20 protein-coding genes are annotated in these 23,649 nt (G+C 71.0%); 7 read left to right on the top strand and 13 right to left on the bottom strand.

Annotated elements, in window-relative coordinates; all coding sequences use genetic code 11:
* The first annotated feature begins 167 nt into the window (after nucleotides 1-167).
* From tkt to pgl, 5 genes are all read left to right on the top strand, one after another.
* Nucleotides 168-2,267 carry a transketolase gene (gene tkt / locus ABH937_RS05340; RefSeq protein ID WP_280688815.1) on the top strand — a complete coding sequence of 700 codons (2,100 nt, stop codon included), beginning with the start codon at nucleotides 168-170 and terminating at the stop codon, nucleotides 2,265-2,267.
* Nucleotides 2,268-2,365: 98 nt separating this feature from the next.
* Complete coding sequence (gene tal, locus ABH937_RS05335; protein WP_280688814.1) at nucleotides 2,366-3,511, top strand: transaldolase; 1,146 nt, start codon at nucleotides 2,366-2,368, stop codon at nucleotides 3,509-3,511.
* An 80-nt stretch (nucleotides 3,512-3,591) separates the two neighbouring features.
* Nucleotides 3,592-5,136 carry a glucose-6-phosphate dehydrogenase gene (gene zwf, locus ABH937_RS05330; RefSeq protein WP_280689046.1) on the top strand — a complete coding sequence of 515 codons (1,545 nt, stop codon included), beginning with the start codon at nucleotides 3,592-3,594 and terminating at the stop codon, nucleotides 5,134-5,136.
* Entirely contained in the window at nucleotides 5,133-6,311 is a 1,179-nt protein-coding gene (gene opcA / locus ABH937_RS05325; protein WP_370217362.1) for a glucose-6-phosphate dehydrogenase assembly protein OpcA, read from the top strand. The genes zwf and opcA overlap by 4 nt, the downstream gene beginning before the upstream one ends.
* Entirely contained in the window at nucleotides 6,308-7,093 is a 786-nt protein-coding gene (pgl, locus tag ABH937_RS05320) for a 6-phosphogluconolactonase (RefSeq protein WP_280688812.1), read from the top strand. The genes opcA and pgl overlap by 4 nt, the downstream gene beginning before the upstream one ends.
* A 198-nt stretch (nucleotides 7,094-7,291) precedes the next feature.
* On the opposite strand, the gene ABH937_RS05315 is transcribed toward pgl, so the two are convergent.
* The 11 genes from ABH937_RS05315 to uvrA all read right to left on the bottom strand — a co-directional run bounded on the left by ABH937_RS05315 (nucleotide 7,292) and on the right by uvrA (nucleotide 20,035).
* Nucleotides 7,292-7,579 (bottom strand): RNA polymerase-binding protein RbpA, encoded by a 288-nt coding sequence (locus ABH937_RS05315; RefSeq protein ID WP_030308030.1) that lies wholly within the window; start codon nucleotides 7,577-7,579, stop codon nucleotides 7,292-7,294.
* 189 nt (nucleotides 7,580-7,768) lie between these two features.
* A complete protein-coding gene (gene secG / locus ABH937_RS05310) occupies nucleotides 7,769-8,005 on the bottom strand; it encodes a preprotein translocase subunit SecG (protein WP_280689045.1) in 237 nt (78 codons plus the stop codon).
* An 87-nt stretch (nucleotides 8,006-8,092) separates the two neighbouring features.
* Nucleotides 8,093-8,878, bottom strand: a complete 786-nt coding sequence (tpiA, locus tag ABH937_RS05305; RefSeq protein WP_280688811.1) for a triose-phosphate isomerase — start codon at nucleotides 8,876-8,878, stop codon at nucleotides 8,093-8,095.
* Between the two features lie 3 nt (nucleotides 8,879-8,881).
* Nucleotides 8,882-10,084 carry a phosphoglycerate kinase gene (gene pgk, locus ABH937_RS05300; RefSeq protein ID WP_370217361.1) on the bottom strand — a complete coding sequence of 401 codons (1,203 nt, stop codon included), beginning with the start codon at nucleotides 10,082-10,084 and terminating at the stop codon, nucleotides 8,882-8,884.
* Nucleotides 10,085-10,233: 149 nt separating this feature from the next.
* On the bottom strand, nucleotides 10,234-11,238 hold the full coding sequence (gap, locus tag ABH937_RS05295) for a type I glyceraldehyde-3-phosphate dehydrogenase (RefSeq protein WP_280688809.1): 1,005 nt from the start codon (nucleotides 11,236-11,238) through the stop codon (nucleotides 10,234-10,236).
* Between the two features lie 225 nt (nucleotides 11,239-11,463).
* Nucleotides 11,464-12,444 carry a DNA-binding protein WhiA gene (gene whiA / locus ABH937_RS05290; protein ID WP_280688808.1) on the bottom strand — a complete coding sequence of 327 codons (981 nt, stop codon included), beginning with the start codon at nucleotides 12,442-12,444 and terminating at the stop codon, nucleotides 11,464-11,466.
* On the bottom strand, nucleotides 12,435-13,442 hold the full coding sequence (gene yvcK / locus ABH937_RS05285) for a uridine diphosphate-N-acetylglucosamine-binding protein YvcK (RefSeq protein WP_280688807.1): 1,008 nt from the start codon (nucleotides 13,440-13,442) through the stop codon (nucleotides 12,435-12,437). The genes whiA and yvcK overlap by 10 nt, the downstream gene beginning before the upstream one ends.
* 133 nt (nucleotides 13,443-13,575) lie before the next feature.
* Nucleotides 13,576-14,454 (bottom strand): RNase adapter RapZ, encoded by an 879-nt coding sequence (rapZ, locus tag ABH937_RS05280; protein WP_280689044.1) that lies wholly within the window; start codon nucleotides 14,452-14,454, stop codon nucleotides 13,576-13,578.
* Between the two features lie 2 nt (nucleotides 14,455-14,456).
* Complete coding sequence (uvrC, locus tag ABH937_RS05275) at nucleotides 14,457-16,496, bottom strand: excinuclease ABC subunit UvrC (protein WP_280688806.1); 2,040 nt, start codon at nucleotides 16,494-16,496, stop codon at nucleotides 14,457-14,459.
* Between the two features lie 49 nt (nucleotides 16,497-16,545).
* Nucleotides 16,546-17,022 carry a Rieske (2Fe-2S) protein gene (locus tag ABH937_RS05270; protein WP_370217360.1) on the bottom strand — a complete coding sequence of 159 codons (477 nt, stop codon included), beginning with the start codon at nucleotides 17,020-17,022 and terminating at the stop codon, nucleotides 16,546-16,548.
* A gap of 106 nt (nucleotides 17,023-17,128) precedes the next feature.
* Complete coding sequence (gene uvrA, locus ABH937_RS05265) at nucleotides 17,129-20,035, bottom strand: excinuclease ABC subunit UvrA (protein WP_370217359.1); 2,907 nt, start codon at nucleotides 20,033-20,035, stop codon at nucleotides 17,129-17,131.
* Nucleotides 20,036-20,310: 275 nt separating this feature from the next.
* Here uvrA and ABH937_RS05260 point away from each other — a divergent pair, with 275 nt between their 5' ends.
* Nucleotides 20,311-21,072: a maleylpyruvate isomerase family mycothiol-dependent enzyme gene (locus tag ABH937_RS05260; RefSeq protein WP_370217358.1), complete on the top strand. Its 762-nt coding sequence runs from the start codon at nucleotides 20,311-20,313 to the stop codon at nucleotides 21,070-21,072.
* Nucleotides 21,073-21,133: 61 nt separating this feature from the next.
* Nucleotides 21,134-21,787, top strand: coding sequence for an MBL fold metallo-hydrolase (locus ABH937_RS05255; RefSeq protein WP_280688802.1), 654 nt, complete (start codon nucleotides 21,134-21,136; stop codon nucleotides 21,785-21,787).
* 66 nt (nucleotides 21,788-21,853) lie between these two features.
* Here the strand turns inward: ABH937_RS05255 and ABH937_RS05250 are convergent, their stop codons facing one another.
* Both ABH937_RS05250 and ABH937_RS05245 read right to left on the bottom strand, forming a co-directional pair.
* Complete coding sequence (locus ABH937_RS05250; RefSeq protein ID WP_370217357.1) at nucleotides 21,854-22,753, bottom strand: TerC family protein; 900 nt, start codon at nucleotides 22,751-22,753, stop codon at nucleotides 21,854-21,856.
* 191 nt (nucleotides 22,754-22,944) lie between these two features.
* Nucleotides 22,945-23,526, bottom strand: coding sequence for a TerD family protein (locus tag ABH937_RS05245; RefSeq protein ID WP_280688799.1), 582 nt, complete (start codon nucleotides 23,524-23,526; stop codon nucleotides 22,945-22,947).
* Nucleotides 23,527-23,649: the final 123 nt, after the last annotated feature.

The following is a 23,649-nucleotide window of genomic DNA, read 5'->3' as shown; positions in this document are numbered from 1 at the left end:
GTCGCAGTACGGAAGGCGGGCCCCGGCCCGGACGGTAGGCTCGGCCGCAGCAGCGGGATCAACCCTCCGTGACCGGCACTACCGAACCAGAGTCAGGCCCACAGTGTCGTGGCCGACCCGGTCCCTTCACGGGGTCATACCTCAATACGGAAGGAGCCCTGAGAAGGGTGAGCACGACGCCGACGAACGCAATCGAGTGGTCCGAGCTGGATGAGCGGACTGTCGACACCGCCCGGGTCTTGGCCATGGACGCGGTGCAGAAGGTCGGGAACGGCCACCCGGGGACGGCGATGGCCCTCGCCCCCGCGGCCTACGTCATTTTCCAGCGCTTCCTGCGGCACGACCCGACCGACCCGCACTGGGTCGGTCGTGACCGCTTTGTGCTGTCCCCCGGCCACACCAGCCTGACGCTCTACACCCAGCTCTTCCTCTCCGGCTACGGCCTGGAGCTGGACGACCTCAAGTCCTTCCGGGTGCACGGCAGCCGCACCCCCGGCCACCCCGAGCACGGCCACACGGCCGGCGTGGAGACCACCACCGGCCCGCTCGGCCAGGGCATCGCCAACGCCGTGGGCATGGCGATGGCCGCCCGCTACGAGCGCGGTCTCTTCGACCCCGAGGCCGAGCCGGGCACCTCGCCCTTCGACCACACCATCTGGGCGATCGTCTCCGACGGCGACCTGGAGGAGGGCATCTCGGCCGAGGCCTCCTCGCTGGCCGGGCACCAGAAGCTCGGCAACCTGGTCGCGCTCTACGACGACAACCACATCTCGATCGAGGGCGACACCCACACCGCCTTCTCCGAGGACGTGCTGGCCCGTTACGAGGCCTACGGCTGGCACGTGCAGCGGATCACGCCCAAGGACAACGGCGACGTCGACGTGCAGGCGCTGGCCGCCGCGCTCGCCGCCGCCAAGGCCGAGACCTCGCGCCCGTCGATCATCGGCATGCGCACGATCATCGCCTGGCCCGCGCCGGACGCGCAGAACACCGCCAAGGCGCACGGCTCCGCGCTCGGTGCCGCCGAGATCGCCGCCACCAAGAAGGTGCTGGGCTTCGACCCGGAGCGCACCTTCGAGGTCAGCGACGAGGTGCTCAGCCACGCCCGCCAGGTGATCCAGCGCGGCAAGGCCGGCCGGGCCGCCTGGGAGCTGACCTTCGGCGAGTGGCGGGCCGGCAACCCCGCCCGGGCCGCCGAGTTCGACCGGATCCAGGCCGGCGAGCTGCCGAACGGCTGGAAGAAGGAGCTGCCCAGCTTCCCGGCCGGCAAGGACATCGCCACCCGCAAGGCCAGCGGCGACACCCTCAAGGCGCTCGGCGCGGTGATCCCGGAGCTGTGGGGCGGCTCGGCCGACCTCGCGGAGTCCAACCTCACCACGATCGACGAGGGTTCCTCCTTCCTGCCCGAGGGCAACCCGCTGAAGGGGGCCAACCCCTACGGCCGCACGATCCACTTCGGCATCCGCGAGCACGCCATGGGCTCGGCCATGAACGGCATCGCGCTGCACGGGAACACCCGGGTCTACGGCGGCACCTTCCTGGTCTTCTCCGACTACATGCGCCCGGCGGTCCGGCTGGCCGCGCTGATGAAGCTGCCGGTCAGCTACGTCTGGACGCACGACTCGATCGGCCTGGGCGAGGACGGCCCGACCCACCAGCCGGTCGAGCACCTGGCCGCGCTGCGCGCCATCCCGGGCCTGTCGGTGGCCCGCCCGGCCGACGCCAACGAGACGGCCGTGGTCTGGCGCACCGTGCTGGAGCGCCACTCCAGCCACCCGGGCCCGGTGGGCCTGGCGCTGACCCGCCAGGGTGTGCCGACCTGGGACCGCGACGTCTTCGGCTCCGCCGAGGGCGCGGCCAAGGGCGGCTACGTGCTGGCCGAGGCCTCGGACAACGCGCCGCGGGTGATCCTGATCGGCACCGGCTCCGAGGTGCAGCTGGCGGTCGCCGCCCGCGAGGCGCTGGAGGCCGAGGGCATCGCGACCCGGGTCGTGTCGATGCCGTGCGTCGAGTGGTTCAACGAGCAGGACCAGGCCTACCGCGACCAGGTGCTGCCGCCCACCGTCAAGGCGCGGGTCTCGGTCGAGGCCGGCATCGCCCAGGGCTGGCGCGAGCTGGTCGGCGACCACGGCCGGATCGTCAGCCTGGAGCACTTCGGTGCCTCGGCCGACTACCAGGTGCTGTACCAGGAGTTCGGCATCACCGCCGAGGCCGTGGCGCACGCCGCACACAAGTCGCTGCGTTCGCTGGAAGCCGTCAACCGCTAGGCCTGCCGGCCGCGCGCCCGAGTTGCGCTGTGACAGTGCCTCAGGCGCGCGGCCCGTCCCGCTTCCTGACTGACCGATAGAACTAAGGACTGAGCAGTATGACTGACGCACTGAAGCGCCTCAGCGACGAAGGCGTGGCGATCTGGCTGGACGACCTGAGCCGCACCCGGCTGAACACCGGCAACCTGGCCGAGCTGGTGCAGAGCAAGCACGTCGTGGGCGTCACCACCAACCCGACCATCTTCCAGAAGGCGATCGCCGGCAGCGGCGACTCCTCCTACGACGGCCAGCTGCGCGACCTGGCGGTCCGCAAGGTCACCACGGAGGAGGCGGTCCGCATGATCACCACCTCCGACGTGCGGGACGCCGCCGACGTGCTGCGCCCGGTCTACGACGCCAGCAACGGCCGCGACGGCCGGGTCTCGATCGAGGTCGACCCCCGCCTCGCCCACCAGACGGCGCCCACGGTGGCCGAGGCCAAGCAGCTGGCCTGGCTGGTGGACCGCCCCAACGTGCTGATCAAGATCCCCGCCACCAAGGCCGGCCTGCCCGCGATCACCGAGGTGATCTCCCGGGGCATCAGCGTCAACGTCACGCTGATCTTCTCGCTGGACCGCTACAAGGCCGTGATCGACGCCTACCTGACCGGTCTGGAGCAGGCCAAGGCCAAGGGCATCGCCCTCTCCGGGATCGAGTCGGTCGCCTCCTTCTTCGTCTCCCGGGTGGACACCGAGATCGACAAGCGGCTGGACGCGATCGGCGGCGACGCCGTCAAGCTGCGTTCCAAGGCCGCGCTGGCCAACGCCCGCCTCGCGTACCAGGCCTACGAGGAGGTCTTCGGCTCGGTGGACGGCAAGCGCCCGGCCGGCGAGCGCTGGAAGGCCCTGGAGGCGGCCGGTGCCAACCCGCAGCGCCCGCTCTGGGCCTCCACCGGTGTCAAGGACCCGGCGCTGCCGGACACCCTGTACGTGACCGAGCTGGTCGCGCCGGGCACCGTCAACACGATGCCCGAGGCCACCCTGGACGCCACCGGCGACCACGGCCAGGTCACCGGCGACACCATCACCTCGGCCTACCAGGACGCCCAGGCGGTGCTGGACGCGCTGGCCGCGGCCGGCGTCGACTACGACGACGTGGTGCAGGTGCTGGAGGACGAGGGCGTGCAGAAGTTCGAGGCCTCCTGGCAGGAGCTGCTCGACACCGTCACCGCCTCGCTGGCCTCGTTCGCCGCCGAGAGCAACTGACACCCGCTCGCACAACGCACTGAAAGCGGAGCCCAGCAGTGAGTAATGCACCAGCATTTCCCGACCTGGAGGGGGCCGAGGTGACGCAAGGAGATCTTCCGCAGCAACCCGAGAACCCGCTGCGTGATCCGGCGGACCGCCGGCTGCCGCGGATCGCAGGACCGTCCGGTCTGGTGATCTTCGGCGTCACCGGCGACCTGTCGCGCAAGAAGCTGATGCCGGCGATCTACGACCTGGCCAACCGCGGCCTGCTGCCGCCGGGCTTCTCGCTGGTGGGCTTCGCCCGCCGCGAGTGGGAGCACGAGGACTTCGCGAAGGAGGTGCACGACGCCGTCATGGAGCACGCGCGCACCCCCTTCCGCGAGGAGGTGTGGCAGCAGCTGGCCAAGGGCATGCGGTTCGTCCAGGGCACCTTCGACGACGACGAGGCCTTCGACACGCTGCGCCAGACCATCGAGGACCTCGACAAGGCGCAGGGCACCAGCGGGAACTTCGCGTTCTACCTCTCGGTGCCGCCGAAGTTCTTCCCCAACGTGGTCCAGCAGCTCAAGAAGCACGGCCTGGCCGACCCGCCGCCCGGCTCCTGGCGCCGCGCGGTGATCGAGAAGCCGTTCGGCCACGACCTGGCCAGCGCCCAGGAGCTCAACAAGGTCGTCCACGACGTCTTCCCCCGGGACGAGGTCTTCCGGATCGACCACTACCTGGGCAAGGAGACGGTCCAGAACATCCTGGCGCTGCGCTTCGCCAACACGATGTTCGAGCCGATCTGGAACCGGTCCTACGTGGACCACGTGCAGATCACCATGGCCGAGGACATCGGCATCGGCGGCCGGGCCGGGTACTACGACGGCATCGGCTCGGCCCGTGACGTGATCCAGAACCACCTGCTCCAGCTGATGGCGCTGACCGCCATCGAGGAGCCGGCCTCGTTCCACCCCAAGGCCCTGGTCGCCGAGAAGCTCAAGGTGCTCAGCGCCGTGCAGCTGCCCAAGGACCTGGGCCGGCACACGGTGCGCGGCCAGTACGCGACCGGCTGGCAGGGCGGCGAGGAGGTGGTCGGGTACCTGGACGAGGACGGCATCAACCCCGAGTCCAAGACCGACACCTACGCGGCGATCAAGCTGGAGATCAACAACCGGCGCTGGGCCGGGGTCCCGTTCTACCTGCGCACGGGCAAGCGCCTGGGCCGCCGGGTGACCGAGATCGCGGTGGTCTTCCAGCGCGCCCCGTACCTGCCGTTCGACTCCTACGCCACCGAGGAGCTGGGGCAGAACGCCCTGGTGATCCGGGTGCAGCCGGACGAGGGCGTCACGGTGCGGTTCGGCTCCAAGGTGCCGGGCACCTCGATGGAGGTCCGGGACGTCACGATGGACTTCGCCTACGGCGAGTCCTTCACGGAGTCCAGCCCGGAGGCGTACGAGCGGCTCATCCTGGACGTGCTGCTCGGCGACGCCAACCTCTTCCCCCGGCACCAGGAGGTCGAGCTGTCCTGGGAGATCCTCGACCCGATCGAGCAGTACTGGGAGCAGCACGGCAAGCCCGCGCAGTACCCGGCCGGCACCTGGGGACCGACCGAGGCGGACGAGATGATCGCACGAGACGGCAGGAGCTGGCGCCGGCCATGAAGATCGACCTGACGGACACCACGTCCAGCAAGATCAACAGCGCCCTGATGGGCGCTCGCCGGGCCGGCGGCGCCTCCGCCGCCGGCATGGTCCTCACGCTGGTCATCGTGACCGAGGAGGGCAGCGCCTACGACGCCCTCAAGGCCGCGAACGACGCCTCGCGCGAGCACCCCTCGCGCATCCTCGCCGTGGTCAAGCGCGAGGGCCGCTCACCGCGGGCGCGGGCCGGGGCCCGGCTGGACGCCGAGATCCGGGTCGGCTCCGACGCCGGCTCGGGTGAGACCGTGATCCTGCGGATGCACGGCGAACTCGCCTCGCACGCCCAGTCGGTGGTGCTGCCGCTGCTGCTGCCGGACGCCCCCGTGGTGGTCTGGTGGCCGGAGAACGCCCCGCTGCACCCGGCCCAGGACCCGCTCGGCGCGATCGCCCAGCGCCGGATCACCGACGCGGTGACCGCCGAGTCCCCGGTCGACCAGCTGGCCGTGCTGGCCACCGGCTACACCCCCGGCGACACCGACCTGGCCTGGACCCGGATCACCAGCTGGCGCTCGATGCTGGCCGCCGCGCTGGACCAGCGGCCCTGCAAGATCACCTCCGCGGTGGTCGAGGGCGAGTCGTACAACCCCAGCGTCGAGCTGCTCGGCCTGTGGCTGCACGACCGGCTGCGGGTGCCGGTCGAGCGGGTGGTCACCGACGGCCCGGGCATCACCGCGGTGCGGATGCGCTCCAAGGACGGCGAGATCGTGCTCGACCGGCCCGACGGGCTGATGGGCACGCTGTCGATCCCCGGCTCGCCGGACCGGCTGGTGGCGCTCAAGCGGCGCGAGACGGCGGAGTTGATCGCGGAGGAGCTGCGCCGGCTCGACGAGGACGCCATCTACGCCGCCGCCGTGCGGACCGGCGTGGACCGCCTCGACGAGCCGGCCGTCCCGCACGGCCACGCCGTCGCGGCCGAGCAGGCGGTGGCCGAGGCGACCGCGGCGGCCGTGGTCGAGGCCACGGTGGCCACCCCCCGGGTGACCGCCAAGGTCCCGGCGGCCGGGAAGGCGCCGGGCAAGAAGGCGCCGGCCAAGCAGGCCACGGGTGTCAAGAAGGCGGCCGAGAAGGCGACCGAGAAGAGCGGCGCCAAGAAGGCCACCACCAAGGCAAGCACGCGCAAGCGGGGCGGGGCATGAGTCCCGTGCCGCAGCTGGTGGTGCACCGCGACAAGGAGCTGATGGCCCAGGCGGCCGCCGCCCGACTGATCACCAAGATCGTCGACGCGCAGTCCGCCCGGGGCCTGGCCTCCGTGGTGCTCACCGGCGGGCGCAACGGCAACGCGCTGCTCGCCGCGATCGCGGCCTCCCCGGCCCGGGACGCCGTGGACTGGTCCCGGATCGACCTGTGGTGGGGCGACGAGCGCTTCGTGCCCTCCAACGACCCGGAGCGCAACGCCGTGCAGGCCACCGACGAGCTGCTGGCCGGCGTCCCGGTCGATCCGGCGCGGGTGCACTACATGCCCGCCTCGGACGGCGTGGACGGCGCCGACGTGGAGGCCGCCGCCGAGCGGTACGCCGAGGAGCTGGCCAAGGCCGCCGGTCCGCAGGACCGCGCCCTGGTGCCCGCCTTCGACGTGCTGCTGCTCGGCGTCGGCCCGGACACCCACGTGGCCTCGCTCTTCCCCGAGCATCCGGGCGTGCGGGAGACCGCGCGCACGGTGGTCGGGGTGCGCGGGGCGCCGAAGCCGCCGCCGACCCGGATCTCGCTGACCCTGCCCGCCATCCGGGCGGCCCGCGAGGTCTGGCTGCTGGCGGCCGGCGAGGACAAGGCGGACGCGGTGGCACTGGCCCTGTCCAACCCGGGCGAGCTGCAGGCCCCGGCCTGCGGCGCGTACGGCACCAGCCGCACGCTCTGGCTGCTCGACCGGGCGGCGGCCGCCAAGCTGCCGCCGCAGCTCTACCCTCCGGCCTCGGCCTGACGGAGCGTCAACAACCAAGGGGCGGTGCGCTCGTCGAGCGCACCGCCCCTTCGCGTTGCCGCCGCACCGGGCGGCCACCTCGCCCGTCAAGCGGCGGTGAACACGGGGCGTGAAAGATCCCGCGAACGAGGTCAGGGCATGCGAAAGCGCGGGTGACGGACCCTCAGGTCCCGCACCCGCGCCCCGGTCGTTCTCGGCTCAGATCTCGCCGCGCAGCTTGGCCAGCGCCTCCGCCAGGATCGCCTCGCCGTCGGCGTCGGTGCGACGCTCACGGACGTAGGCGAGGTGCGTCTTGTACGGCTCGTTGCGCGACGGCGCCGGCGGGTTGTGCTCGTCCTGCCCGGCCGGGAACCCGCAGCGCGGGCAGTCCCAGGTGTCCGGGATGACGGCCTCGGCGGCGAAGCTGGGGCGCGTCTCGTGCTTATTGGCGCACCAGAAGGAGATCCGGTTGCGGGGGGCGGACTCGCCGCGCTCCGCCTCACCCATCGGACCTGCTCCGACCCTGCTGCCACGAATGGCGTTGCCACTTGCCACGGTCTGACTCCCTGCGTGCCCTTAACCGCCTGGGTCTGCCCAGGCTCTGTCGACCGCCGCCCGCTGCGGACAGTGACAAGTTGTCCTAGTGTACGGAGCGGATAAGGATCTGTCCGCACCGCCTTCAGAACTGAGGCGTGATCAGCTCTTGACCTTGATCAGCAAACCGAGTACGACGATGCAGGCGAACCAGCAGAGGCCGACGATGATCGTGATCCGGTCCAGGTTCCGCTCCGCGACCGCCGAACCGCCACCGGCCGACATCGATCCGCCGCCGAACATGTCGGACAGGCCGCCGCCCTTCCCCTTGTGCAGCAGCACCAGGAGGATCATCAGCAGGCTGAAGATGATCAGGGCAATCGAGAACCCGAGAACCACGGCGGGACCAACTCTCTCGTTCATTGGCGAAGGGCCGGACCACCGGGGAAGGTGGTCCGGCCCAAAGACTACGTTGCTGCGGGGGCGTTAGCCTACTGCCTGCTCCCGGTAACGCACGATCTTGACGAACTCGTCGGCGTCCAGCGAGGCACCGCCGACCAGTGCGCCGTCCACGTCCGGCTTGGCCATCAGGCCCGCCGCGCTGGAGGACTTCACCGAACCGCCGTACAGGATCCGGACCTTTTCGGCCAGTTCCGCATCGTACAGCTCGGCCAGCTTGGCCCGGATCGCCGCGCAGACCTCCTGCGCGTCCTCCGGAGTGGCCACCTCGCCGGTGCCGATCGCCCAGACCGGCTCGTAGGCGACCACGATGCTCTCGGCGTGTGCGGCCGACAGGCCCTCCAGCGCACCGGCCAGCTGCGCCAGCGTGTGCTCGACGTGGGTGCCGGCCTTGCGGACCTCCAGCGGCTCGCCGATGCACAGGATCGGGGTGATCCCGTTGCGGTAGGCGGCCTTCACCTTGGCGTTGACGAGTTCCTCGTTCTCGCCGTGGTACTGGCGGCGCTCCGAGTGGCCGATCACGGCGTAGGTGCACTTCAGCTTCGACAGCATCGGCCCGGAGACCTCACCGGTGTAGGCACCGGAGTCGTGCGCCGAGACGTCCTGCGAGCCGTACTTGATCTTCAGCTTGTCGCCGTCCACCAGGGTCTGCACGGAGCGCAGATCGGTGAACGGGACCAGGACCGCGACCTCGACGGCCTCGTAGTCCTTGTCGGCCAGCGCGAACGCCAGCTTCTGGGTGTGCTGGATGGCCTCGAGGTGGTTGAGGTTCATCTTCCAGTTGCCCGCCATCAGCGGGAGACGCTCAGTCATTGCTCAGCCTTCCAGGGCGGCGATACCGGGGAGCGTCTTGCCCTCCAGGTACTCGAGGCTCGCGCCTCCGCCGGTCGAGATGTGTCCGAACTGGGTCTCGTCGAAGCCCAGGATGCGCACGGCGGCCGCCGAGTCGCCGCCACCGACCACGGTGAAGGCGTCGCTGGCGAGCAGGCCCCGCGCCACGGCGCCGGTGCCGCCGGCGTAGTCCGGGTGCTCGAAGACCCCCATCGGGCCGTTCCAGAACACGGTGGCCGCGTCCGCCAGCTTCGAGGCGAACAGCTCCCGGGTCTTCGGGCCGATGTCCAGGCCCTCCTGGTCGGCGGGGATCGCGTCGGCCGCGACGACCTGGTAGGTCGCCGGAGCCTTGGTCTTCAGGTCGGGGAAGTCCGCGGAGACCAGGACGTCGACCGGCAGGACGAACTCGACGCCGTTCTTCTCGGCCCTGGCCAGGTACTCCAGCACGGTGGGGATCTGGTCCTCCTGCAGCAGCGAGATGCCCACCTCGTGGCCCTGGGCCTTGAGGAAGGTGTACGCCATGCCGCCACCGATCAGGATCCGGTCGGCCTTGCCCAGCAGGTTGTCGATCACCCCGAGCTTGTCGGAGACCTTGGCGCCGCCGAGCACCACCACGTACGGGCGGGCCACCTCCTCGGTGAGCTTCTTCAGCACGCCGAGCTCGGTGGCGATCAGGTCGCCCATCGCGTGCGGCAACCTGGCCGGCAGGTCGTAGACCGAGGCGTGCTTGCGGTGCACCGCGCCGAAGCCGTCGCCGACGTAGCGGTCGGCCAGCGCCGCGAGCTGGTCGGCGAAGGCGCCGCGCGCCGCGTCGTCCTTGCTGGTCTCACCGGCGTTGAAGCGCAGGTTCTCCAGCAGCACGACCTCGCCGTCACCGAGGGCGGCGACGGCGGCCTTGGCGCTGTCGCCCACGGTGTCGGTCGCGAAGGCGACCGGCTTGCCGAGGATCTCGCCGAGCCGCACGGCGACCGCCGCGAGCGAGAACCTCGGGTCCGGCTCGCCCTTGGGACGGCCGAGGTGGGAGGCGACGATCACCTTGGCGCCGCGCTCCAGCAGCTTGGTGATGGTCGGGGCGACGGCGCGGATCCGGCCGTCGTCGGTGATGGTGGTGCCTTCCAGCGGCACGTTGAGGTCGGCGCGGACGAAAACGCGCTGGCCGGCCACGTCGAGGTCGTCGATGGTCTTCACGGTCTTGTCTCCTGGGAGAGGGGGTGGCGCTGGGGGGCGGCACAGCGCCGGGCCGCCGAGGGGAGGGGCGAGGGTGGGCAGGAGCAGGGCCCGGACGCGGTGTCCGCCGTCCGGGCCCTGCTCCTCACATCACGTCAGCTCCCGCTGCGTCAGAGCTGGCCGCCGACGAGGGAGGTCAGGTTGACGAGACGGTTCGAGTAGCCCCACTCGTTGTCGTACCAGCCGAAGACCTTGACCTGGTTGCCCTGGACCATGGTCATCAGCGAGTCGAAGATCGTGGAGAACGGCGAGTTCACGATGTCGGAGGAGACGATCGGGTCCTCGGTGTAGTGCAGGATGCCCTTGAGGGAGCCCTCGGACGCCTTCTGGAAGGCCGCGTTGACCTCCTCGACGGTGACCTCCCGCTCCAGCGTGACGACCAGGTCGGTGATCGAGCCGGTCGGGACCGGGACGCGCAGCGAGGTGCCGTCCAACTTGCCCTTCAGCTGCGGCAGCACCAGCGCGGTGGCCTTGGCGGCACCGGTGGAGGTCGGGATGATGTTCAGCGCGGCGGCCCGGGCGCGACGCAGGTCCTTGTGCGGGAAGTCAAGGGTGACCTGGTCGTTGGTGTAGGCGTGCACGGTGGTCATCAGGCCCTTGACGATGCCGAAGCTCTCGTCCAGCACCTTGGCCAGCGGCGCCACGCAGTTGGTGGTGCAGGAGGCGTTGGAGATGACGGTGTGCTTCGCGGCGTCGTACTTCTCGTCGTTGACGCCCATCACGATGGTGACGTCCTCGTCGGTCGCGGGCGCCGAGATGATGACCTTCTTGGCGCCGGCCTCGACGTGCTTCTTGGCCTGGTCGGCCTTGGTGAAGATGCCGGTGGACTCGATCACCACGTCCACGCCCAGCTCGCCCCACGGGAGGGCGGCCGGGTCGCGCTGGGCGAGCACCTTGAAGGTGTGGCCGTCGACCGTGATGCTGTCAGCGGTGTGGCTGATCTCGGCCTGCAGGGTACCCAGGATGGAGTCGTACTTGAGCAGGTGAGCCAGGGTCTTGGTGTCGGTCAGGTCATTGACACCGACGATCTCGATGTCCGCGCCCTGGGACTTGACCGCGCGGAAGAAGTTGCGGCCGATGCGGCCGAATCCGTTGATGCCTACCCGGATCGTCACGAACCGATCTCCTCTGAGGTGCGCCGGGCTATGCCGACGGGGTGGAATTTGGGATGTCCCCGACCACCACTGACCCTACCTCGCAGCGGGTTGCGCGGGCACATCCGCCCTGCGTCAAGACCCATGGCGTGGCGTGCCGATCCACCGCCGCGCGAGCGGAGAACCACCGCCGCCCCAGGAGTTGGGAAACTCCTGGGGCGGCGGTGGCACGAGCGGGCGCGAGGGTCAGGAGAGCGCCATCTCCTCCGTCAGGTTCGCCTCGGTGCTCGGGAGTCCGAGCTCCAGCGCGCGCTTGTCGGCCATCGCCAGCAGCCGGCGGATCCGGCCGGCCACCGCGTCCTTGGTGAGCGGCGGATCGGCGAGCGCGCCGAGCTCCTCCAGCGAGGCCTGCTTGTGCTGCATCCGCAACTGACCGGCGGCCGCGAGGTGCTCGGGGACCTCGTCGCCGAGGATCTCCAGGGCTCGCTGCACCCGGGCACCGGCCGCAACGGCCGCGCGGGCCGAGCGGCGCAGGTTGGCGTCGTCGAAGTTGGCGAGCCGGTTGGCGGTGGCCCGCACCTCGCGGCGCAGCCGGCGCTCCTCCCAGGCCAGCACCGACTCGTGCGCGCCGAGCCGGGTGAGCAGCGCGCCGATCGCGTCGCCGTCGCGGATCACCACCCGGTCCGCGCCGCGCACCTCGCGGGCCTTGGCCGGGATGCCGAGCCGGCGGGCCGCGCCGACCAGCGCCAGGGCGGCCTCCGAGCCGGGGCAGGTGATCTCCAGTGAGGAGGACCTGCCGGGCTCGGTGAGCGAACCGTGCGCCAGGAAGGCCCCGCGCCAGGCGGCCTCGGCGTCACAGGTCGCGCCGGAGACCACCGCCGGGGGCAGGCCCCGGATCGGTCGGCCTCGGCCGTCCACCAGCCCGGTCTGCCGGGCCAGCAACTCGCCGTCCTTGATCACCCGGACCACGTACCGGCTGCCGCGCCGCAGGCCGCTGGGGGCCATCACCACCAGTTCGGAGGCGTGGCCGAAGATCTCCAGCAGGTCCTTGCGCAGCCGTCGGGCCGCAATGCCGGTGTCCAGCTCCGCCTCGATCACGATCCGACCGCTCACAATGTGCAGTCCGCCCGCGAATCGTAGGATCGCCGACACCTCGGCCTTGCGACAGCAGGCCCGGGTGACGGGGAGCCGGCTGATTTCGTCCTTCACCGCTGCCGTCATCGCCATGGGCCGATCCTTCCATGTGTCCGGAAAATCCGGTCGTACGCGGCCGCCAGAAGCTCTGGGTCGTGTCGCGGGGTGCCGTCGGCCGAGGCCACCTTGTCCAGCACCAGCGCGGCGCCCATCCGCTCGGCGGCCTTCTGCAGCCCCGCCAGGTCGGCCTGCCCGAAGGCTCCGCCGGTGACCGCGCGCTCGTCCACCAGGATCGCATCCACGCCGAGGTCCGGAGCGTGGTCGGCGATCACCTCCAGGTGGCGCTGCGGGGTGAAGCCCTCGGTCTCGCCGGGCTGCGGGGCCAGGTTCAGGGTCAGCAGGCGGCGGGCCTTGGTGCCGATCAGCGCCTTGGCCAGCTCGGGGACCAGCAGGTGCGGCAGCACGCTGGTGAACCAGGAGCCGGGCCCGAGCACCACCCAGTCCGCCTCCAGCACGGCCGAGACCGCCTCGGGCACCGCGGGCGGCTCCTCGGGCAGCAGCCGGACGGACTGCACGGTGCCCGGCGTGGCCGCCACGCTGGCCTGGCCGCGCACGGCGGAGATCTGCGCGGGCTGAGCCGGGTCGTGGCCGCGCACCTGGGCCTCGATGTCCAGCGGCACGGCGGACATCGGCAGCACCCGGCCCTGCACGTTGAGCAGCCGGCCGACCCACTCCAGCGCGGCCACCGGGTCACCGAGCTGCTCCCAGAGCGCCACGATCAGCAGGTTGCCGACCGCGTGGCCGCCCAGCTCGCCGGTGCCGGTGAAGCGGTGCTGCAGCACCTCGGACCAGGTGTTGCCCCAGTCGTCGTCGCCGCACAGCGCGGCCAGCGCCTTGCGCAGGTCTCCGGGCGGCAGCACGCCGAGCTCGGCGCGCAGCCGGCCGCTGGAGCCGCCGTCGTCGGCCACGGTGACCACGGCGGTCAGGTCGGAGGTGAGCCGGCGCAGCGCGGAGAGCGAGGCCGACAGGCCCTGCCCGCCGCCCAGAGCGGTGATCCGCGGGGCACCGGCCTTGCCCGTAGGCCCCTTCACGGCGGTGACTGATCTGCGCTGTGCGCCCGGGGAGCCCCGCTCGGCGGCCTTGTGCTGGAACTGCCGCCCTGGCGAGTATCCCGTCACACCTACCCCAGTTTCCTGTGCTGTCGGCGGTGCTGTGGGACCGCCGTCACTCCCGTCCCATGTCGCGGTGCACCAGCACCGTTTCCACGCCGTCGGCGATCAGACGCTTCGTCAGCCGCTCCGACATGGCCACGCTGCGATGCTTGCCACCGGTGCAGCCTACGGCAAGCGTCATGTACCGCTTACCCTCCCGGCGATAACCCTCGGTGACGATGCGCAGGAGCTCCGCGTAGCCGTCCAGGAACTCCTTGGCGCCGGGCTGCTGGAAGACGTAGTCCGCGACGTCCACATCGGTACCGGTTCGTGCCCGCAGTTCCGGCACCCAGTGCGGGTTGGGCAGGAACCGGCAGTCCACCACCAGGTCGGCGTCGACCGGCAGGCCGTACTTGAAACCGAAGGACATCACGGTGCAGCGCAGTTCGGGCTCGTCGTTGTCGGCGAACTGGGCGTCCAGCTTGGCCCGCAGCTGGTGCACGTTGAGGTCGGAGGTGTCGATCACCAGGTCGGCCTCGCCGCGCAGTTCGCGCAGCAGGTCGCGCTCCTGCGCGATGCCGTCCACGATCCGGCCCTCGCCCTGCAGCGGGTGCGGACGGCGCACGCTCTCGAAGCGGCGGACCAGCGCGTCGTCGTTGGACTCCAGGTAGACCACCCGCAGCCGGATGCCGCGCTTGTCCAACTCCTCCAGCGAGGCCCGCAGGTCGTCGAAGAACTGCCGGCCGCGGACGTCGACCACCACGCCGATCCGGGCCACCGCGCCCTGCGAGCGGGCGCCGAGGTCGACCATGGTCGGGATCAGGGCCGGCGGCAGGTTGTCGACCACGAACCAGCCGAGGTCCTCCAGGCACTTGGCGGCGGTGCTGCGCCCCGCGCCGGACATGCCGGAGATGATCACCAGCTCCGGGGCGGTCTCCCCCACATCGGACACTGTCACTTCGGTTCCCCGCTCTCGCTGCTGGCAACGTTCTGTTGCGCGTCGTCCTCCATGATCTCGCCTGTCGCGGTATTCACCGCGAATGCCACGGGTGACCGGGAGGACAACGCCTGGACAACAGTCTCGGCGGTGCGGCGCCCGATGCCCGGGACGGCGCAGATCTCCTCGACGGTCGCGCTGCGGATCCGCTTCACCGAGCCGAAGTGCTTGAGCAGCGCGGTGCGGCGGGTCTCGCCGAGGCCCGGCACGGCGTCCAGGCCGCTGCTGGTCAGCCGCTTGGCCCGCTTGGCGCGCTGGTAGGTGATGGCGAACCGGTGCGCCTCGTCGCGGACCCGCTGGAGCAGGTAGAGGCCCTCGCTGCTGCGCGGCAGCACCACCGGGTCGTCCTGGCCGGGCAGCCAGACCTCCTCCAGGCGCTTGGCCAGACCGCAGAGCGCGACGTCGTCGATGCCCAGCTCGTCCAACGCCCGCCTGGCGGCGGCGACCTGGGGCTGGCCGCCGTCGACCACCAGCAGCTGCGGGGGGTAGGCGAAGCGCCTCGGGCGTCCGTCGTCAGTGGTCGGGGTGGCCGGGGTGGTGGGCTCGTCGTCCTCCTCCTCGACCACCGCCCACTCGCCGGTCTGCTCGCGCTCGCGCAGGTAGCGGCGGAACCGGCGGCTGATCACCTCGTGCATCGAGCGGACGTCGTCCTGCCCGGCGAAACCCTTGATCTGGAAGCGTCGGTACTCGCCCTTGCGGGCCAGGCCGTCCTCGAAGACCACCATCGAGGCGACCACGTCATCGCCCTGCAGGTGGGAGATGTCGAAGCACTCGATCCGCAGCGGCACGCTGTCCAGCTCCAGCGCGTCGGCGATCTCCTGCAGGGCCCGGCTGCGGGTGGTCAGGTCGGAGGCGCGCTTGGTCTTGTGCAGCGCCAGCGCCTGCTGGGCGTTGCGCTCGACGGTGGTCATCAGGTCCTTCTTGTCGCCGCGCTGCGGCACCCGCAGGTCGACGCCCGAGCCGCGCAGGCCGGCCAGCCACTCCTGGACCGGTCCCACCGGCTCGGGCAGCGCGGGCACCAGCACCTCGCGCGGCACCACCTCGCCCTGCGCCTCGTTACCGGCGCCGCCGTAGAGCTGCTGCAGCGCGTGCTCGACCAGGGCGGCGGTGTCCACGTCCTCGACCTTGTCGGTGACCCAGCCGCGCTGGCCGCGCACCCGGCCGCCGCGGACGTGGAAGATCTGCACGGCGGCCTCCAACTCGTCCTCGGCCACCGCGAGCAGGTCGGCGTCGGTGCCGTCGGCCAGCACCACCGCGTTCTTCTCCATCGCGCGCTTGAGCGCCTCGATGTCGTCGCGCAGCCGGGCCGCCTTCTCGTACTCCAGCTCGGCCGCCGCCACGCGCATCTGGTCCTCCAGGCGGCGCAGGTGGTTGCCGGTCCGGCCGGCCATGAAGTCGCAGAACTCCTCGGCCAGCTCGCGGTGGTCGGCCTCGTCGATCCTGCCGACGCAGGGCGCGGCGCACTTGCCGATGTAGCCGAGCAGGCAGGGGCGGCCGACCTGCTGGGCGCGCTTGAAGACGCCGGTGGAGCAGGTGCGCACCGGGAAGACCCGCAGCAGCAGGTCGACCGTCTCGCGGATCGCCCAGGCGTGCCCGTAGGGGCCGAAGTAGCGCACGCCCTTGCGGTGTGCCCCGCGCATCACCTGGACCCGGGGGAACTGCTCGTTCAGCGTCACCGCGAGCTCGGGATAGCTCTTGTCGTCGCGGTACTTGACGTTGAACCGGGGGTCGAACTCCTTGATCCAGGAGTACTCCAGCTGCAGCGCCTCGACCTCGGTGCCGACCACGGTCCACTCCACCGAGGCGGCGGTGGTGACCATGGTGGCGGTGCGCGGGTGCAGGTTCGCCAGGTCCTGGAAGTACGAGGAGAGCCGCGGGCGCAGGCTCTTCGCCTTGCCCACGTAGATCACCCGGCCGTGCTCGTCCCGGAACCGGTAGACCCCGGGCGAGAGCGGGATCGCTCCCGGGGCCGGACGGTAGGTGGACGGGTCGGCCATCGTGGTGATCCCCCTCGTGCAACTGCGGACAACTGTGGCTGTAGAAACCCTAGCTCGGGGTGACCGTGAGGTTCCCGCCCGAGACGGTGACCTGGTAGGCGGGCAGCGGGGAGGCCGCCGGGCCGTTCGCCACCGTGCCGTCGGCCATGTTGAACTGGCTGCCGTGGCACGGGCACTGGATCACCTTGCTGGTGACCTGGTCGACCAGGCAGCCGGCGTGCGTGCAGCGGGCGCTGAACGCCTTGTACTGGCCGGCGCTCGGCTGGGTGACCACGATCCGCTGGTCCGCGAAGACCTTGCCGCCGCCCACCGGGACCGCCGAGGCCGGGCCCAGGTCGACCGGGCCCGAGCTGGCCGCCTTGGCGTCGCCCTTGGCGATGTTGTCGGTCGGCCCGCAGCCGGCCACCGCGAGCGCGGAGCCGCCGGCCAGCACGGCCGCGCCGCAGCAGAGCAGGGCACGGCGGGAAGTGGTGGGCTGCTCGGCCCCGGCCGGCTGGTCAGTGATCGGCGCGGACATCTCGGACATCGGTGCTGCTCCCTGCGGGACGGCGGCTGCGGACGGCCCGCAGTCTAGTCGCGCGCCGACCCGGGCCCCGGCTCGCCGGGGCCCGGTCGGTGCTGCTGGTCGGCGGCTACTTCTTCGCCGCCGCGCGCTTGCGGGGCGAGCGCGGGGCGGGCACCGGCGCCTCGTCGGTCACCCGGTCGCCGAGGATGTCCCGCAGGAACTTGCCGGTGTGGCTGGCCGTCACGGCCGCGACCTGTTCCGGGGTGCCCTCGGCGATCACCGTGCCACCGCCGTTGCCACCCTCGGGACCCATGTCCACCAGCCAGTCGGCGGTCTTGATCACATCGAGGTTGTGCTCGATGACGATCACCGTGTTGCCCTTCTCGACCAATCCGGAGAGCACCTTGATCAGCTTGCTGATGTCCTCGAAGTGCAGGCCGGTGGTGGGCTCGTCCAGCACGTAGACGGTCCGCCCGGTGGAGCGCTTCTGCAGCTCCGAGGCGAGCTTGACGCGCTGCGCCTCGCCGCCGGACAGGGTCGGCGCGCTCTGGCCCAGCCGCACGTAGCCCAGGCCCACGTCGTTGAGGGTGCGCAGGTGGCGGGCGATCGCCGGGACCGCCTCGAAGAAGTGCAGCGCCTCCTCGATCGGCATGTCCAGCACCTCGGCGATGGACTTGCCCTTGTAGTGCACCTCCAGCGTCTCCCGGTTGTACCGGGCGCCGTGGCAGACCTCGCACGGGACGTAGACGTCCGGCAGGAAGTTCATCTCGATCTTGATGGTGCCGTCACCGGAACAGGTCTCGCAGCGACCGCCCTTGACGTTGAACGAGAACCGGCCCTGCAAGTAGCCGCGCACCTTCGCCTCGGCCGTCTCCGCGAAGAGCTTGCGGACGTGGTCGAAGACGCCGGTGTAGGTGGCCGGGTTGGACCGCGGGGTGCGGCCGATCGGCGACTGGTCGACGTGCACCACCTTGTCCACCAGCTCGGTGCCGGTGATCCGGGTGTGCCGGCCCGGCACGCTGCGCGCGCCGTTCAGCTCGCGGGCCAGGTGGCTGTAGAGGATGTCGTTGACCAGGGTGGACTTGCCGGAGCCGGACACCCCGGTGATCGCGGTGAAGGTGCCGAGCGGGAAGCTGACCGTCAGGTCCTTGAGGTTGTTCTCGCGGGCGCCCTGGACCACCAGTTGGCGCGTCCTGTCGCGCGGGCGACGCACCTCCGGGATCGGGATCGAGCGCTTGCCGGAGAGGTACTGGCCGGTCAGCGACTCCGGGTTGGTGAGCAACTCCTTGAGCGCGCCGGAGTGCACCACCTTGCCGCCGTGCTCGCCGGCGCCCGGGCCGATGTCGACCACCCAGTCCGCGGTCTTGATGGTGTCCTCGTCGTGCTCGACCACGATCAGCGTGTTGCCGATGTCGCGCAGCCGGACCAGGGTCTCGATCAGCCGGTGGTTGTCGCGCTGGTGCAGGCCGATCGAGGGCTCGTCCAGCACGTAGAGCACGCCGACCAGGCCGGAGCCGATCTGGGTGGCGAGCCGGATCCGCTGTGCCTCGCCGCCGGACAGGGTGCCGGCCGCGCGGTTCAGCGAGAGGTAGTCCAGGCCCACGTCGACCAGGAAGCGCAGCCGCTCGTTGACCTCCTTCAGCACCCGCTCGGCGATCTTCTTGTCCCGGGCGGTGAGCTTCATCGCGCTGAGGAACTCGGCACAGTCGCTGATCGACATCGCCGAGACCTCGGCGATCGACTTGCCCTGCACGGTGACCGCGAGCACCACCGGCTTGAGCCGGGTGCCCTGGCAGGACGGGCAGGCCACCTCGCGCATGTAGCCCTCGAAGCGCTCGCGCGCGGTGTCGGTCTCCGCCTCGGCGTGCTTGCGCCGGACGAACGGGATCACGCCCTCGTACCCGGTGACCCAGGAACGGGCCTTGCCGAACCGGTTGTTGTAGCGCACCTCGACCTTGGCCTTGTGGCCGTGCAGCAGCGCCTTCTTGGCCCGCTGCGGCAGCCCGGCCCACGGGATGTCGGTGCGGAAGCCGATCTCGGTGGCCAGCGCGTCGATCAGGTGGCCGTAGTACTCCCGGGCGTGCCCGCCGGCCCAGGGGTGGATGGCACCCTCGTCCAGCGACTTCTCCTCGTCGGGGACCACCAGTTCCGCGTCCACCTCCAGCCTGCTGCCCAGGCCGCTGCACTCCGGGCAGGCGCCGAACGGCGAGTTGAAGGAGAAGGAGCGCGGCTCCAGCTCCTCGAACGACACGTCGTCGTACGGGCAGTAGAGGTGCTCGGAGTACATCCGCTCACGCTCCGGATCGTCGGCCGCCAGGTCGACGAAGTCGAGCACCACCATGCCGCCGGCGAGCTTGAGCGCCGTCTCCACCGAGTCGGTCAGCCGGCGCTTGGCGCTCTCCTTGACGGTGAGGCGGTCGATCACCACCTCGATGGTGTGCTTCTCCTGCTTCTTGAGCTTGGGCGGCTCGGTCAGCTGGACCGTTTCGCCGTCCACCCGGGCCCGGGCGTAGCCCTTGGACTGCAGGTCGGCGAAGAGGTCGACGAACTCGCCCTTGCGCTCGCGCACCACCGGGCTGAGCACCTGGAAGCGGGTGCCCTCGGCCAGCTCCAGCACCCGGTCCACGATCGCCTGCGGGGACTGCTTGGCGATCGGCCGCCCGCAGTGCGGGCAGTGCGGCTTGCCGACCCGGGCGAAGAGCAGGCGCAGGTAGTCGTACACCTCGGTGATGGTGCCGACGGTGGAGCGCGGATTGCGGTTGGTGGACTTCTGGTCGATCGAGACGGCCGGGGAGAGGCCCTCGATGAAGTCGACGTCTGGCTTGTCCATCTGGCCCAGGAACTGGCGCGCGTAGGAGGAGAGCGACTCGACGTACCGGCGCTGCCCCTCGGCGAAGATGGTGTCGAAGGCCAGCGAGGACTTGCCGGACCCGGAGAGCCCCGTGAAGACGATCAGGGAGTCCCGGGGCAGGTCCAGCGAGACGTTCTTGAGGTTGTGCTCGCGAGCACCGCGGACGATGAGGCGGTCGGCCACTGCTACTGGCGCCTTTCTCCGGGGACGGACTCGTCGGTGAGGCATCACTGACGGCAGACACTGATTCCAGTTTCACCGATCAGCCTATAGATCAGGCGTTCGATTATCGAGCTTGTCCACCCGGAACCACCCGACCGAGTGAAGCGCATCGCACTGACAATCGCCCGGATCCCGAGAAACCCCCTGCTCAGCGCCCCGCCCGGCGATAGCCTTCGCCCTGCACGGCCCAACGAGTCCGGGCCCTGCCACGTCACGCACCGACGGAGGCCCACCCGATGACCACCGAGAACACCGAGCTGGACCCGCAGGCCACCCTGGCCCAGGTCGCCGAGAGCACCGAGCGCCTCTTGCACACCGTCGCCGCCCTCGAGCCGAGCAGCCTCGCCGAGCCCTCCGCACTGCCCGGCTGGACCCGCGGCCATGTGCTGGCCCACCTGGCGCGCAACGCCGACTCGCTGGTCAACCTGCTGGAGTCGGCCCGCACCGGCCAGGACATCCCGCAGTACGCCAGCGCCGCCGCCCGCGAGGAGGGCATCGAGCAGGGCGCAGGCCGCCCGCTGGACGAGCAGCTCGCCGACCTGCGCACCAGCGCCGCCCGGCTGGCCGAGGCCGCCGCCGCGCTGCCGCCGCAGGCCTGGGGCGCCACCCTCAAGCACCGGCACGGCTACACCTTCCCCGCCGCCGAGCTGCCCTGGAAGCGGCTGGGCGAACTGGAGTACCACCACGTCGACCTGGCCCACGGCTACACCCCGGCGCACTGGCCCGAGGAGTTCGCCGCCGTCGAGTTCGGCAACCTGGCGGCCAAGTTCGCCGGGGTCGACGGCCTGCCGGCGATCGAGCTGCTGGCCGACGACACCGCCGCCAAGGCCCGGCTCGGCGGTGCGGGCGCGGTCGAGCTGCGGGTCGAGGGCCCGATCCGGGCGCTCACCGCCTGGCTGTCCGGCCGCTCGGACGGCGACGGCCTGCAGGTGCACCGCGACGGCGGCCCGCTGGCCGACCCGCGCACGGCACTGCCCGCCCTCCCCCCGATGGCCTGACGCGGGATCATATCCGAGCAACCATCGGCCAGACCGGCCAGAACTGCCAGAGGAGCACCCCTTGAGCTACCACGGAGCCGTCAAGGTCGGCGGCCCGCCGGACGTGCGGGAACTCGCCCACCTGATCATCACCAAGGTCGCGGTCGGCCCCTTCGACAACAACGCCTACCTGCTGCGCTGCCGGGCCAGCGACGAGCAGTTGCTGATCGACGCGGCGGCCGACGCCCCGGCGCTGCTGGAGACCGTCGGCGACCGACTGGCCACCGTGGTCACCACGCACCGCCACCACGACCACTGGAACGCGCTGGCCGAGGTGGTGGCAGCCACCGGCGCCCGCACCGCGGCGGGCCGGTTCGACGCGGAGGGCATCGAGGTCCCCACCGATCTGCTGCTGGCGGACGGCGACACCGTCCGGGTCGGCGAGGTCGAACTGACCGTGCGCCACCTGGTCGGCCACACCCCGGGCGCGATCGTGCTGATCTACGACGACCCCGAGGGGCACCCGCACGTCTTCACCGGCGACTGCCTCTTCCCCGGCGGGGTGGGCAACACCTGGAACGACAAGGCGGCCTTCGAGAGCCTCTACCGCGACGTCACCACCAAGCTGTTCGACGTGCTGCCCGACGAGTCCTGGGTCTACCCGGGCCACGGCAAGGACACCACCCTCGGCGCCGAGCGCCCGCACCTGCCGCAGTGGCGCGAGCGCGGCTGGTGAAGCGGTGCGCCCCCGGGTGCCGCCGGTGCGGGCCCGGGGGCAGGCGCGGCCCCGGGGCTGCCGTCGTCAGGTGAGCGCGGCCCGCCGGGTGGCGCGCAGGCTGGTGACCGTGGTGATGCCGAGCACCAGCACGATGAAGCCGAGCGAGAACGGGATGCCGATCTCCGGCACGTGCAGCCCGCTCTCGTGCAGGGCGTGCAGCACCAGCTTGACGCCGATGAAGCCGAGGATCACCGAGAGCCCGTAGGACAGGTGCACCAGCCGCTTCAGCAGCCCGCCGATCAGGAAGTACAGCTGGCGCAGGCCCATCAGCGCGAAGGCGTTGGCGGTGAAGACGATGTACGGGTCCTGGGTGAGGCCGAAGATCGCCGGGATCGAGTCCAGCGCGAAGAGCACGTCGGTGGTGCCGATGGCCAGCATCACCACGGTCATCGCGGAGATCGCCGGGAAGCGCCGCCGGACCGCCGTGAGCACCCGGTTCTCCTGGAACTCCTCGTCCTGGTGGCCGGCCCTGGCCTCCTTGATCAGCTTCCAGGCCGTCCAGACCAGGAACGCGCCGAAGAAGTAGAAGACCCAGGAGAAGCTGCTGATCAGCGCCGCGCCGCCGGCGATGAAGACCGCGCGCAGCACCAGCGCGATCAGCACCCCGACCATCAGCACCCGCTGCTGCTGGGCGCGCGGCACCGCGAACTTGGCCATGATCAGCACGAAGACGAAGAGGTTGTCGACGCTCAGCGACTTCTCGGTCAGGTAGCCGGCGAAGAACTGACCGGCCGGCTGCCCGCCGCCGTACCACCAGAGGAAGCAGCCGAAGAGGATCGCCAGCACCACCCAGACCACCGTCCAGGTGCCGGCCTCCTTGATCGAGACCTCGTGCGGCTTGCGGCCGCCGATGAAGAAGTCGGCGGCGATCAGGGCGATCAGCACCCCGATCGTGGTCGCCCACAGGGCGAGCGAGACGTCCATGAAGCTGGTCCTCCGGCATGTGTCGTCTGCCGGAGGTCTCTTCCGCCCGCACTGTACGACGCGGGCCGATGCTCCCGGGTCGGCCGATCCGCGGCCGCCGTGCTGACGGGAACACCGTAGGGGGAATACTCCCCTCCGTTCCCAGCAGAATACAGGAAGCCCCAAGAGAAGGTAAAGAACTACCCAAGGGCCTACAGGAACGGCTCGATCGCCGGCAGCAGGTCCTGGAAGGTCCGGGCCCGGGCCGGGGCACCGATCGCCTGCATCTCCCAGCCGCCGGACGGATCCCGGAACACCTTGGCCATGATCTGCCCGGTGTGCGCGCCGCCGCCGGTCAGCTCGTAGCGGGCCAGCTCCTGGCCGTTGAGCTCGTCGAGCAGGCGGCAGTGCGCGTTCTGCACCTCGGCGAAGGTCTGCCCGGTGTAGGAGCTGACCGTGAAGACCACCTGGGTGATCTGCGCGGGGATCCGGGACAGGTCCACCACGATCGACTCGTCGTCGCCGCCCGCCCCCGCGCCGCCGACCAGGTTGTCCCCGGTGTGCCGCACCGAGCCGTCCTTGCTCACCAGCTGCTGGAAGAAGACCACGTCGGCGGGCGTGCGCTCGGCGTAGAGCAGGGCCGAGGCGTCCAGGTCGATCTGCCGGGTGCGGCTGCCGAAGATGCCGCGCTTGGGCGCCGCACGCCACCCCAGGCCCATCCGGACCACGCTCAACGGCTCGCCGCCGGGCTTGCGCAGGCTCACCTGCTGCCCCTTGGTCAGATTCACCGACACGGTGTTATCCCCTCTTCTCGGCCCGCGCGCTGGGTCACGCACGCCGGCCAGCGTCGGAACACCCCGCTGCCGTCCCCCGGCTGAGGCCCCCCTGGCTGCTGTCCGCCTGGTACGTCGTCTGCC

This window comes from Kitasatospora sp. GAS1066B (assembly GCF_041262605.1).
Classification (GTDB): Bacteria; Actinomycetota; Actinomycetes; order Streptomycetales; family Streptomycetaceae; genus Kitasatospora.
The sequence above is the reverse complement of the archived record's forward strand: the minus strand, read 5'-3'. Positions and strand labels throughout refer to the sequence as shown.